At 73.1% G+C, this 11,415-nt stretch carries 13 protein-coding genes and 1 pseudogene; 6 read left to right on the top strand and 8 right to left on the bottom strand.

The genetic code is table 11. The features are described from left to right. Window positions 1-58: 58 nt before the first annotated feature. From AB0K25_RS01490 to AB0K25_RS01475, 4 genes are read right to left on the bottom strand one after another with little or no spacing between them, the layout of a single operon-like run. Window positions 59-1,306: a metallophosphoesterase gene (locus AB0K25_RS01490; protein WP_357538135.1), complete on the bottom strand. Its 1,248-nt coding sequence runs from the start codon at window positions 1,304-1,306 to the stop codon at window positions 59-61. A gap of 12 nt (window positions 1,307-1,318) precedes the next feature. Then, window positions 1,319-1,564, bottom strand: coding sequence for a MoaD/ThiS family protein (locus AB0K25_RS01485; RefSeq protein WP_088643614.1), 246 nt, complete (start codon window positions 1,562-1,564; stop codon window positions 1,319-1,321). A 1-nt stretch (window position 1,565) separates the two neighbouring features. Then, window positions 1,566-2,579, bottom strand: coding sequence for a GTP 3',8-cyclase MoaA (gene moaA / locus AB0K25_RS01480; RefSeq protein WP_357538137.1), 1,014 nt, complete (start codon window positions 2,577-2,579; stop codon window positions 1,566-1,568). Continuing rightward, the gene (locus AB0K25_RS01475) at window positions 2,576-3,490 is read right to left on the bottom strand and encodes a fructosamine kinase family protein (RefSeq protein WP_357538139.1); all 915 of its coding nucleotides are present in this window, start codon (window positions 3,488-3,490) and stop codon (window positions 2,576-2,578) included. Before AB0K25_RS01475 ends, moaA begins: the two co-directional genes overlap by 4 nt. Window positions 3,491-3,643: 153 nt before the next feature. Between AB0K25_RS01475 and AB0K25_RS01470 the strand changes: the two genes are divergently transcribed. Then, window positions 3,644-4,690, top strand: a complete 1,047-nt coding sequence (locus AB0K25_RS01470; protein WP_357538141.1) for a DUF4192 domain-containing protein — start codon at window positions 3,644-3,646, stop codon at window positions 4,688-4,690. A 131-nt stretch (window positions 4,691-4,821) separates the two neighbouring features. Here the strand turns inward: AB0K25_RS01470 and AB0K25_RS01465 are convergent, their stop codons facing one another. From AB0K25_RS01465 to AB0K25_RS01455, 3 genes are all read right to left on the bottom strand, one after another. After that, window positions 4,822-5,523, bottom strand: a complete 702-nt coding sequence (locus AB0K25_RS01465) for a hypothetical protein (RefSeq protein WP_363817748.1) — start codon at window positions 5,521-5,523, stop codon at window positions 4,822-4,824. A gap of 303 nt (window positions 5,524-5,826) precedes the next feature. Beyond that, a complete protein-coding gene (locus AB0K25_RS01460) occupies window positions 5,827-6,021 on the bottom strand; it encodes a DUF397 domain-containing protein (protein ID WP_363817745.1) in 195 nt (64 codons plus the stop codon). Next, window positions 6,009-6,755 carry a helix-turn-helix transcriptional regulator gene (locus AB0K25_RS01455; protein ID WP_363817742.1) on the bottom strand — a complete coding sequence of 249 codons (747 nt, stop codon included), beginning with the start codon at window positions 6,753-6,755 and terminating at the stop codon, window positions 6,009-6,011. Before AB0K25_RS01455 ends, AB0K25_RS01460 begins: the two co-directional genes overlap by 13 nt. Window positions 6,756-7,051: 296 nt before the next feature. On the opposite strand from AB0K25_RS01455, the pseudogene AB0K25_RS01450 reads away from it, so the two are divergent. Both AB0K25_RS01450 and AB0K25_RS01445 read left to right on the top strand, forming a co-directional pair. Next, window positions 7,052-7,231, top strand: a pseudogene (locus tag AB0K25_RS01450) (hypothetical protein); the annotation flags it as partial. A gap of 170 nt (window positions 7,232-7,401) precedes the next feature. Continuing rightward, window positions 7,402-7,656 (top strand): flavin reductase, encoded by a 255-nt coding sequence (locus tag AB0K25_RS01445; RefSeq protein ID WP_219465329.1) that lies wholly within the window; start codon window positions 7,402-7,404, stop codon window positions 7,654-7,656. A gap of 282 nt (window positions 7,657-7,938) precedes the next feature. Here AB0K25_RS01445 and fdhD read toward each other — a convergent pair whose 3' ends face one another. Then, window positions 7,939-8,793 carry a formate dehydrogenase accessory sulfurtransferase FdhD gene (gene fdhD, locus AB0K25_RS01440; RefSeq protein ID WP_219465327.1) on the bottom strand — a complete coding sequence of 285 codons (855 nt, stop codon included), beginning with the start codon at window positions 8,791-8,793 and terminating at the stop codon, window positions 7,939-7,941. A gap of 221 nt (window positions 8,794-9,014) precedes the next feature. Here fdhD and AB0K25_RS01435 point away from each other — a divergent pair, with 221 nt between their 5' ends. The 3 genes from AB0K25_RS01435 (at window position 9,015) to AB0K25_RS01425 (ending at window position 11,364) form a co-directional block, all read left to right on the top strand. Next, window positions 9,015-9,788: an NTP transferase domain-containing protein gene (locus tag AB0K25_RS01435; protein ID WP_363817739.1), complete on the top strand. Its 774-nt coding sequence runs from the start codon at window positions 9,015-9,017 to the stop codon at window positions 9,786-9,788. Next, window positions 9,785-10,081 carry a DUF6457 domain-containing protein gene (locus AB0K25_RS01430; protein ID WP_219465323.1) on the top strand — a complete coding sequence of 99 codons (297 nt, stop codon included), beginning with the start codon at window positions 9,785-9,787 and terminating at the stop codon, window positions 10,079-10,081. Before AB0K25_RS01435 ends, AB0K25_RS01430 begins: the two co-directional genes overlap by 4 nt. Window positions 10,082-10,251: 170 nt before the next feature. Continuing rightward, on the top strand, window positions 10,252-11,364 hold the full coding sequence (locus AB0K25_RS01425) for a YbjN domain-containing protein (RefSeq protein ID WP_219465322.1): 1,113 nt from the start codon (window positions 10,252-10,254) through the stop codon (window positions 11,362-11,364). Window positions 11,365-11,415: the final 51 nt, after the last annotated feature.

Here is an 11,415-nt window from a genome sequence, read left to right as displayed (position 1 = left end):
TGCTGGACTACCGCGGCCGGACGCGGTATGAGCCGGGCTCTCCGTCCATCCGGGCAGGTCACGGGGCGCGCAGTTCGACCAGGGTCACCTGCGGCGGTGCGCCGACCCGGACCGGGGGACCCCAGAAACCGGCCCCGTTGGTGACGTAGACCTTGGTGCCGTCGATTTCACCGAGCCCGGAGACCACCGGCTGTTGGAGCTTGACGGCCAGGTTGAACGGGGCGAGTTGACCGCCGTGGGTGTGCCCGGACAGTTGCAGGTCGACGCCGAACTTCGCCGCCTCGTGCACGGCGATCGGCTGGTGGGCGAGCAGCACCACGGGGCGGTTGACGTCCCGGCCGCCGAGCGCGGCGGTGAAGTCGGCAGGGCCGGCGACGCCGGTGCCGTCGGCGGTGACGTCGTTGATCCCGGCCAGGTCGAGCACCCCGCCCCGGGCCTGGATCTCCTGTCGCTCGTTCTGGAGCACCCGCAGGCCGAGCCGGTCGACCTCGGCCACCCATTCCTCGACCCCGGAGTAGTACTCGTGGTTGCCGGTGACGAAGAAACTGCCGTAGCGGGAACGCAGGTCACGCAGTGGCTCGGCGGCCTCGCCCAGCTCGGCGACCGAGCCGTCGACCAGGTCACCGACGACCGCGACCAGGTCGGCGTCCAACCGGTTGATCATCTCGACGATCCGCTCGGTGTGCACCCGACCGCGTAGCGGACCGAGGTGGATGTCCGACACGGTGGCGATGCGCAGCCCGTCCATGCTGCGGGGGAGCTTCGCCAGCGGGATGCGTACCCGGTCGAGCTGTGGCGGTCCCAGCGCGGTGCGGACCCCGTACCCGGTGATGCCGGCGGCGGTGAGCCCGGCGAAGATGGCGGCCCCCCGGGCGAGCAGCAACCGGCGGGACTCGTCGTGGTCGGGCCGGTCCACGGCCTCGGCGGCCGGCGGGTCGGCGCTGCCGGCCGCACCGACCAGCGCCGGTTCCGGGGCGGCGGTGGTGGCCTCGGCGGCGGTGCTGCGCCGTCGCAGCACCAGCCGGGTCACCGCCATCGGCACTTCCAGCACCACCAGCACGATCAGCAGGTAGAACATCACCGCGAGCCAGAGGTAACCGGGCCAGGCCAGCCAGAACGCCCCGGCGATCTGGGTGCCGGCCATGGTTGCCGGGACGAGCACCGCCAGGAGTAGGGCGACGACCGTGCCGACCCGGCGCCACCGGCCCGGTCCGGTGGTGTCCTTGACCAGCCGTTTCCACAGGTAGAAGTGGATCAGGCCGGTGACCAGGGCGAGCGTGCCCACGAACCCCAGAATCGCCAACACGGCAGCCCTTCCTCAGCCGCCCGCGAAGGGAGGCAGCACGTCGATCGTGGCCCCGGCCGGCAACGGCGTCTGCCGATCATGGCAGGCGACGCCGTCGACCAGGAAACTCGCCACCTGGAGCACCGCGGCCAGCCGGGGGCCGTGCCGGTGGGCGAGTTCACCGAGGAGTTCGTCCAGCGGCCGGCCGGCGGAGGCGGTCTCCTCGCTGCGGCCGGCGGCGGCCCGCGCCCCGGCGAAGTACCGGACGGTGAGGTCCACCTCAGCCTCCGATCGCCGACATGGGCCGGACGGGTTGCAGGAAGGTCGGGTCGTCGATGCCGTGCCCGGCCCGCTTGACCACCGTGGCGGCCTGCCAGCGGCGGGCGAGGTCGGCGTCGTCCGCGCCGGCCCGCAGCGCGCCCCGCAGGTCGGACTCCTCGGTGGCGAACAGGCAGTTGCGGAGCTGGCCGTCGGCGGTGAGCCGGGTGCGGTCGCAGTCGCCGCAGAACGGCCGGGTCACCGTGCCGATCACCCCGACCCGGGCCGGTCCGCCGCCGACCAGCCAGGTCTCGGCCGGGGCGGCGCCCCGGTGCGCCGGGTCGGGGGTGAGGGCGAAGTCGGCGGCCAGCGACGCCAGGATCTCGTCGGCGGTGACCATCGTGGCCCGGTCCCAGCCGTGCTGGGCGTCCAGCGGCATCTGCTCGATGAACCGCAGCTCGTAGCCGTGGTCGAGGGCGAACCGCAGCAGCGCCGGTGCCTCGTCGTCGTTGACCCCGCGCATCAGCACCGCGTTGATCTTCACCGGGGTGAGCCCGGCGGCGGCGGCCCCGGCCAGCCCGGCGAGCACGTCGGCCAGCCGGTCCCGCCGGGTCAACGCGGCGAACCGGGCCGCGTCCAGGGTGTCCAACGACACGTTCACCCGGTCCAGCCCGGCGTCGCGCAGCGCCGGGGCGAGCCGGTCCAGGCCGAGACCGTTGGTGGTCAACGAGATCCGGGGGCGGGGGGTGAGCGCGGCCACGGCGGCGACGATGCCGACCAGCCCCGGCCGGATCAGCGGCTCGCCCCCGGTGAACCGCACCTCGGTCACCCCGAGCCGCTGCACCGCGACCCCGACCAGCCGCACGATCTCCGCGTCGGTGAGCAGCTGCGGCCCGGCCAGCCAGGGCAGCCCTTCGGCCGGCATGCAGTAGGTGCAGCGCAGGTTGCACTTGTCGGTCAGCGACACGCGCAGGTCCCGGGCGATCCGGCCGTACCGGTCGACGAGGACGCCGGCGGTCGTCGGGGCGGCGGTCACCCGTCGACCGTAGCGCGGCCGACGCCCCGCAGCGCCGCTCGGGCGGCACCGACGACCGCATCGCGGTACGCCCCGCCGAACAACGCGGTGTGCACGAGCAGCAGGTGCAGTTGGTGCAGCGGCACCCGTTCCCGCCACCCGTCGGCCAGCGGCCACGCCTCCCGGTAGCCGGCCATGATCCGGTCGAGGTGCGGCGGACCACCGAAGAGCGCCAGCTGGGCCAGGTCCGTCTCCCGGTTACCGCCGTGCGCCGCCGGGTCGACCAGCCACACCCGGTCGTCCGCGCCCCAGAGCAGGTTGCCCGGCCACAGGTCGCCGTGCAGCCGGGCCGGCGGCTCGTCGCCGCCGAACTCGCCGACCCGCGCCACCACCTGCTCGACCAGCGCGGCGTCCGGGCCGTCGAGCGCACCGCCGTCGACCGACATCCGCAGGTACGGCAGGAGCCGCCGCCGGGCGAACCAGTCCGGCCACGGCCCGTCGTCAGGGGTGTTGTCCTGCCCGAGGGTGCCGATGAACCCGGGCCACGCCGCCCCGAACCGGTCGGCGCCGGCCCGGTGCGTGCCGGCCAGCTCCCGACCGAACCGCTCGGCCGCGTCGGGTGTCGGCTCGCCGGGGTCGACCCAGTCGAGCGCCAACAGCTCCGGCAGCGCCACCACCACCTCCGGTACGGCCACCGCGCCGGCCTCGCGCAGCCAGCGCAACCCGGCGGCCTCGGTGTCGAAGAAGCCTTCCGGCACCGGTCGACCGGCCCGCTCCGGCCAGGTCTTGGCGAAGACCGAGTGGCCGTCGTCCAGGGTCAACCGCGAGGCCGCGCAGCTGTCCCCGCCGGCCACCGGGGTCTCCCGGATGCGCTGGTGGGTCAGGAAGGTGGGCAGGTGCTCCGGGTGCGCCCGTAGGTACGCCAGGTCCATGAGCGCAAGGTAGCCGCTCGGACCGACCCCGGTGGGCCGCGTCGCCTCCCGGATCGCGGTGACCTGCACGACTACCGTCCGTATCTGTGGATAACCCGCGTGTCGTCCACAGGGCCTGTCGAGGATGTTCCCGCCCGCCGCAGGCTGCCGGACATGAACGCGACCGACCGCCCCCGGCTCACCGTCCGCTCGCCCGCCGACCTGATCACCGCCGTGCCCTACCTGATCGGCTTCCACCCCGTCGACAGCATCGTGGTGGTGGCGATGCGGGGCCGACGGATCGTCTTCGCCGCCCGCGCCGACCTGCCCGAGTCGGGCACCGACCCGGCCCTGCCGGCGCGACATCTCGGCGACGTGATCGGCCGGCAGGACGCCGAATCCACCACGGTCATCGGTTTCGGCCCGCCCGAACGGGTCACCCCGGCGGTGGACGCCGTTCGGTCGGCGCTGGACGACATCGGGCTGCCCGTGCTCGACGCGCTGCGGGTGACCGACCGCCGCTACTGGTCGTACCTCTGCGAGGCGCCGGACTGCTGCCCACCCGACGGCACCCCGTACGACCCGGAGGCCAGCCAGGTCGCCGCCGCCGCGGTCTACGCCGGTCAGGTGGCCCTCCCCGACCGGGCGGCGCTCACCGCGCAGGTGGCCCCCGCCGAGGGCGTCGACCGGGTCGCCCTGCGCCGAGCCGGAGACCGCGCCGAACGACGCCTGCTGGGCCTGCTGGAGGCGGCCCCCGCCACCGACGAGTTCGGCGAACGGGCCATCCGCAGGGCCGGCGTGGCAGCGGTACGGCAGGCCCAACGTCGGCACCGGCGCGGCGACCGGCTCACCGACGACGAGCTGGCCTGGCTGACCCTGCTCCTGACCCACCTGCCGGTACGCGACCACGCGTGGGAACGCACCGACGGGCGCGAGGAGGACATCGCCTTCTGGAGCGAGGTGCTGCGCCGCACCGAGGAGGAGTTGGTCCCCGCCCCGGCCTGCCTGCTCGCCTTCGCCGCCTGGCGGGCCGGCCAGGGCGCGCTCGCCGCCGTGGCGCTGGAACGGGCGCTGAGCCTCCGCCCCGACTACACCCTCGCCCAGATCCTCGACGACCTGCTCCGGCGCGGTGTACCACCGTCCGACCTGGACGGATGGCCGGCCGTGACCGAGCCGGGAGTGCTGCGCCGCCGTCGTCGCCGACCCCGCCGGCCTCGTTGACCGGCCGTGCCGGTGTCGTTAACCCGCTCTGCACCGCTGCCGGCGCACCATTGTCGCTGGCCGGCCGCGCTGTCGCGGCACCTGCAGCGTGCCTTTGCCCACCGCTCGTGGCGGGGCGGTGAACGGTGGGGTCAGCGTCGGGCCGGGCGGTGCTGCCCACGCCGTTGCGGCGGCGCGGGGGTGGCACGCACGGTCCAGGGCCGGGTCTGTAGGACGTTGAGCACCTGGCACCGCGATCCGATCCAGGCCCCGGTGGCGGGACACGTCCAGCAGGCCAGGTCGAGCGCCCTGGCGTGCAGCTCCTTCAGCGGTCGGTTGAAGATCGGTTCGTGATGCCCGATCCGGTTGCGCAGCTCGTGCAGGTCGGCCAAGGGACCGTGGACGTCTCGACGCAGCCGTCGGCTCGGCCAGGCGTCGCGTAGGTGCGGCCAGAGGGACCGGTCGTAGGTGCGGGTGAGCAGGAAGGGCCAGAACCCGAAGGTGAGTTCCGCGACGACCCGTCCAGGGGTTTCCTGCCGGCTGTCGCGGGTGGCCTGCTCGCGGGCCTTGGCGATCTGCTGATGGCGGCGCTCGTCCAGGACTCGACCAGGATCGAGGTACCAGCGGGGCTCCCGGTAGACCCGGGTGGACCAGTCGGTCAACTGTTGGTGCATGGCATTGCGGATCAGCACCTCGACGTGGCCCAGCGTGATCCAGAAAGCGCCGCTCACGGTGGCGTTCCACTCGTACAGCGCCACGGCTTGGTCAAGATCACCGCCGACCGCAGCCTGGTAGGTGCCCAGCCGTTCCACGGAGAACCGTTGTCGTAGTAGCTGTGCTGTCGCCTCAGACACGCATCCCACTTCACCGACGGGGGCCAGGTACCCGAATTCCTGTGCTGCCGCAGCGTATGGCGTGGTGGGCGGCCCGTGCGCCAGGCGTGCCGGTGGGCCGAGCCAAAAATGAATGGCACCCGCCCGACCCCGGGAGGTGCCATTCATTGGTGAAGCCAGAACTCTGGTGGCCCGAGGGCGCCCAGAGCGTTCAACGCCGATCCTACTACAGACGTCGGTACCCGGCGATGCGCATAGTTCCTGGCAGTGGGCGTGAGGTGCCTGCCCCGCAACTCGGAGCAGGCACCTCACCGGGTATGTCGGTCAGGCGCGATCGGCCAACCCGGCGACGAACGTGCGCCACGAGGTCGGGGCGAACGTCAGGGCCGGCCCGTCCGGGTCCTTGGAGTCCCGCACGGCGACCGCGCCGGGAAGATCGTCGGCGACCTCGACACAAGCTCCACCATTGGAGCTGCTGCGGCTGCTCTTACGCCAGCGCGCGCCGGTCAGCTCATCCATGATCGTGCCCTCAGAAATTCGATGGTCTGGTCGCGCGGCAACGCTACCGACCTGACTGTATCCCAGACCTCCCAAAGGGAAGCAACGTCCTTGGTGATGCGTCCTGCGGCCTGGTCGTCCAGATAGCCGACCTCTTCACCCTCCGGTGTGTTCGCGATGATGAACGGTCCTGCCTGACCTGGATGAAGTCCGGCGCGTAGCGGCAGGACGTGGACCATCAGATTCGGTCGCTGGGCAAGCTCTACCAGGTGGTCCAACTGGGCATTCATGACGTCTGGGGTTCCCCGGCGTAGAGCCGCCTCGTCGATCACGAACACGAGCAAGGGCGGCCGTGCTCGGTTGAGCACGGCCGCCTGCCGTTGTAGGCGAGATTCCACGTGATCTTCGGCATCGGCGGCGAGCGGGCCGCTGGCGATGATGGCGCGGGCGTAATCAGGGGTCTGGAGTACGCCTGGCAGGACGGCATTCTCGAACCACCGCAGGCCGGACGCCTCCCGCTCGATCTCGGCCCACGGTCTGAACCATGCCGGCTCGAGCTTCTTCAGAATGTCCGGCCAAAGTTCCTCAATGTCCTTACGCAGGATCTCGGCAACCTTGGCGCGGTGGCGCGTTTGGGGAATCCGTCCCTGGTTCACCCACCGGGCTGCCGTCTTCGGATCAACTCCGATCTGAGAGGCGAGGCTTTCGGCGGTCTCGCCAACCGCAGCCATCGCTCTCTGAACTGCCCGATTCATCCACGCTCCTCCGAGTGAACGTCCCGAATGTCTGCGGTACAGACTGCTACGCGGTGTCATCGATCCGCAACCCTGGGCAAGGTCTATTCGGGGCGGCGCTGTCGGTAGTGGTCGAGAGCTGGCGACGGCGTCTGCCGGAGGGGCCGTCCCGTGGGAGGGCGGGACGGCCCGATCGTGCCCGGACCGATCGGGCCGTTCGTTCCGCCGTACCGGGGGCCGGGGCGGATGACCGGCGTCGTGCCGACGCACCGCTGGGCGGTCAGCCGGAACCCAGGGCCACGGTGACTCCGCCGGAGATCAGGTCGGGAGACGTGCTGCACCTGTCGCGTACCGCCAGCGTGCAGTTCATCCGGCCGATCACGGTCCGCGTCATCCGGGTGCTGACCGACTGGCACACGTACGACGGGTGGGTGTGGATCGATGCGTACCAGCTGAATGCTGTCGGCGACGCGGTGCGGCGGCGGACCCTGTTCCTGATGCCGGCGGGTGCGCGCCGGCCCGCCCCGCAGTCGGACCGCGCCCCCACCCGGACCGTCCCGGCTCCCCCGGCCCGGCGAGGTGGGGCGACGGTCTCGCGGCGGGGGATGGCGGTCCCCCGGGACGCGCGGCCCGGCCGGGGGCGGGCGTCCCGGTCGGCGGGGACACCGTGACCGGGCCGCTGCCCGGCCGGCACACGCCGCTGCGGCCGATCTGGTTGTGCCGGGTCGATGCGAACCCGTGGCCGTGCGGGGCGGCGAAAATCGCCCTCCTCGCCAGGTACGACGGCGACCGGCCGGGCCTGCTCGCCCTGCTGGCCCGGTTGTCGACGGAGGCGACCGATCATCTGACGCAGCTCGACAACGGTCGCCAGATCGACGTGACCGACCGCTTCCTGAGCTGGGCCCGCCCGCCGGGTCGTTGATTCTCCCCGCCGGTCCGGGTCGGCGCAGCAGGCCGGCGCTGCGCGGGTTCCTCGCCGCCTCGATCGCGGTAGCGGGGCTCGGCTGTCCATCGATTGTGGAGAGTTGTTGCTGCCCTGGCGACAAGAAATCTCCACAATCCTCGCCCCACTCCCACCAACCCCGTGCCGGGCCGACCGCACCGCCGACGCCGCACCGCCGACGCCGTGCCGGGCCGACCGCAACGCCGACCCCGGTGGGGCCGCCGGTCGCGACACGGGCAGCGATCGGATCCCCATGAGAGATCAGGATGTGACGCGGTGCGCGCCGGTGTAGACGTTCATCGTCCGGCCGCGCAGGAAGCCCACCAGGGTCAGGCCCGCCTCGTCGGCCAGGTCGGCGGCCAGGGTGCTCGGGGCGGAGACCGCCGCCAGCAGCGGTACCCCGGCCATCCACGCCTTCTGGGTCAGCTCGAAACTCGCCCGGCCGGACACCATCAGCAGGTGCCCGGCGAGCGGCAGCCGCCGTTGCCGCACCGCCCAGCCGATCACCTTGTCCACGGCGTTGTGCCGGCCGACGTCCTCGCGCAGCACCACCAGCTCACCGTCGGGGGTGAACAGGCCCGCCGCGTGCAGGCCGCCGGTGCGGTCGAAGGCACGCTGCGCGGCGCGCAGTCGGTCCGGCAGCTCCGCCAGCAGCTTCGCCGGAACGGTGAGCGGGTCGTCCGCGACGGGAAAACGGGACCGGGTACGCACCGCGTCGATGCTGGCCTTGCCGCACACCCCGCAGGAACTGGTGGTGTAGAAGTTGCGTGTCGGGTCCGTCTCCGGTGCCGGCACACCGGGGGAGAGCACCACGTCGACCACGTTGTACGTGTTCGGTGTCTCCGCCCCGGAGCAGAGCTGGGCGGTGTGCACGTCGGCGTCGCTGCGGATCAGCCCCTCGGTCAGCAGGAAACCGATGGCCAGGTCGAGGTCGTCACCGGGGGTACGCATGGTCACCGCCAGCGGGCGGCGTCGACCCGGGCCACCCGGACCGACCCGGATCTCCAGCGGTTCCTCCACGGCGAGCGTGTCGGGCCGGCGCAGCGCCACCCGGGCGTCGTCCGCCGCGTCGAGGTCGATCCGGAGCACGCTCCGCCGGTCAGTGGCCCGTCCCATCCCGCCATCCTGCCCCGCCCACCCGGCCTCCCGCACGGTGACCACCCTGGCTGCGCGGTCGCATGCTCGGCCGGTGACCCCGTCGGCCTGCCGGGTGCCCGTCCGGCGGGGCACCCGGTGCCGGCGCCGGCGACCGTGGAACGCGACAGGATCGACCGATGAGGGCAGTGACCGGATCATGATGCCGGGCCGGGTGGGAGCCGGACCGCTACCGTGACCGGATGACGGCGTACGCGGCGGTGGTGCTGGCCGGTGGTGCGGCCCGCCGGATGGGTGGGCGGGACAAGCCGGCGGTGCCGGTGCACGGGCTGTCGATGCGCGACCGGGTGCTCGCCGCCGTTGCTGACGCCACGCCCCGGGTGCTGGTCGGGCCGGGCGGGTCGCTGCCGGTCGACGTGCTGGTGACCCGGGAGGAGCCGGCGGGCGGTGGCCCGGTGGCCGCGACGGCGGCCGGACTGGCCCTGCTCCACCCGGGTACGACGGTGGTCGCCCTGTTCGCCGCCGACCTGCCGCTGCTCACCCGCCCGGCCGTCGGCGTGCTACTCGACGCGCTCGCCGCCGAGTCCGGCCCGCAGGCACCGGACGGCGTCTGTCTCCTCGACGACCGGGGCCGGCGGCAACCGTTGTGCGGGGTGTGGCGGGTGCCGTCGCTACGTGCCGCGCTGGCCCGCGTGGCCGCCCGCCGATCCGAGGCCGCCGGGAGTGTCGGGGCTGCCGGGGTCGCGGAGCTGCCCGGGAACGCCGAGCTGCCCGGGAACGCCGAGCTGCCCGGGAACGCCGAGCTGCCCGGAAGGGCCGGCGGGACCGGGGGCGTCCGGGGTGTCGGGCGGGCCGGCGGCGGCGGGGGAGCCGAAGCCCTCGCCGGGGCGTCGATGCGGGAACTCCTGGGTGAGCTGACCGTACGCGAGTTGGTCTGGTCCGCTGCCGGCCCCCCACCGTGGTTCGACTGCGACACTGACTCCGACATTCGCCGGGCGGAGGAGTGGACGCGATGACGGTGCTGGACGACTGGGTGACGGCGGCCTGCGCCGAGCTGGGTCTCGACCCGGCCGAGGTGTCGGTGCCGACCGTGCTGGACCTGGCCCGGGACGTCGCCCACCAGGTGCTGCGGCCGGGTGCGCCGGTCACCGCGTACCTGCTGGGGGTGGCGGTCGGGCGCGGTGCGGACCCGGCAGCGGCGGCGGCCCGGCTCAGCGGACTGGCCGCCCAGTGGCCGGTGGAGCTGGGCGGCGAGCGCCCCGACCGGCTGGCGTCCGAGGTCGGCCGGCAGGCACCGCCGGCACCCTGAGCGGCCCGGCAATGACCGTCGCGGCCGGCTGACCGGCCGCCCCACCGGTGATCCCGTCACGTCGTGATCTCTCGCCGCCACGATCGTCGGCGACGGTGTCCGATGCCGGTCGCGGTGGATTCGTTCTCCGGCCCGCCTGGGTAGGGTGACCTTGACGGACGGAGGCGATCATGACGGCGGACCACCCCTCGAAGCCGACCGGTGATCAGCCCGGCACCTCGCCGGCGCACCACGACCACCACGAGTCGGTCCTGCTGGACGAGCCGAGCACGGCCGATCTGCGGGCCAAGGTCACCGAGGCGTGGCGGGAGTTCGCCCGGGCGCTGGCCGCGCGGCTGCGTGAGCTGCCCGCCGGGGCGCAGCTCGAACTCACCCTGGACCCGACCGCCTCCGGCACGGGTGACGCGGTCTATTCGATCAGCGTGAGCATCGACGAGGGGGGCCGGATCTCCGCCCGGGCGGTGGGCAACGCCACCCTGCCGCAGGGCTTCCGGCTGGACCGTGCGGCGGTGGCCGACATGATCGCGCTCGGCTGGTCGCCGCCCGGCGTGGTGGCGGGCTCCGGCGAACACTTCGGCCTGGACGGGGTGGCCGACGACGCCAGCAAGCTGGCCGGGCTGCTCTCCCGCACCCTGCGGGACGTGTACGGCGCACCGCACCCGGCCTTCCTGGTCTATCTCAGCCAGGACGCCGAGGGTGAGTCGTTGCCGATCGAGGCGCTCGGCACCGCACGCAGCGAGTTCGGCCCCGACCAGGACGTCGAGGCCGACCTCGACGAGGCACTGGCCGCTGCGGCGAGCGCGCAGAACGGTGAGCAGGAGGTCCTGGACCTGCCCGAACGGGTCCGCACGGTGGTGTCGACCATGCTGAAGTCGACCTCCGACCACCTTCAGATCGACTCCGACGGCGACATCAACATCCGGGCCGGGTCGGCGATGGTCTTCGTCCGGGTGCGGGACAACCCGCCGCTGGTCGACGTCTTCTCGCCGGTGCTGACCGAGGTCGAGCCGACCGAGCGGCTGTACGTGAAACTCTCCGAGCTGACCAACCGGATGCCGATCGGCCGGTTGTACTGCGCCGACGACACGGTGTGGGCGTCCATCCCGGTCTTCGGGCGCAACTTCCAGGCTACCCACCTGATGCTGGCGGTGCAGGTGATGACGGGGCTCGCCGACGAGTTGGACGACCGGCTGCACGGTGAGTTCGGCGGGAAGCGGTTCTTCGGCGAGGGTGACAAGCCGGGCCGGGGCGACAGCGAACACCGCACCGGCATGTACCTCTGATCCTCCGCCCACCAGACAACCGCGCCGCCGCCGCCGGCGGCCTGCCGCCGC

This window comes from Micromonospora sp. NPDC049257, from assembly GCF_040678915.1.
In the GTDB taxonomy this organism is placed as follows: Bacteria; Actinomycetota; Actinomycetes; order Mycobacteriales; family Micromonosporaceae; genus Micromonospora; species Micromonospora antibiotica.
Note: the sequence above shows the minus strand (reverse complement) of the source record. Positions and strands in the feature narration are given on the sequence as shown.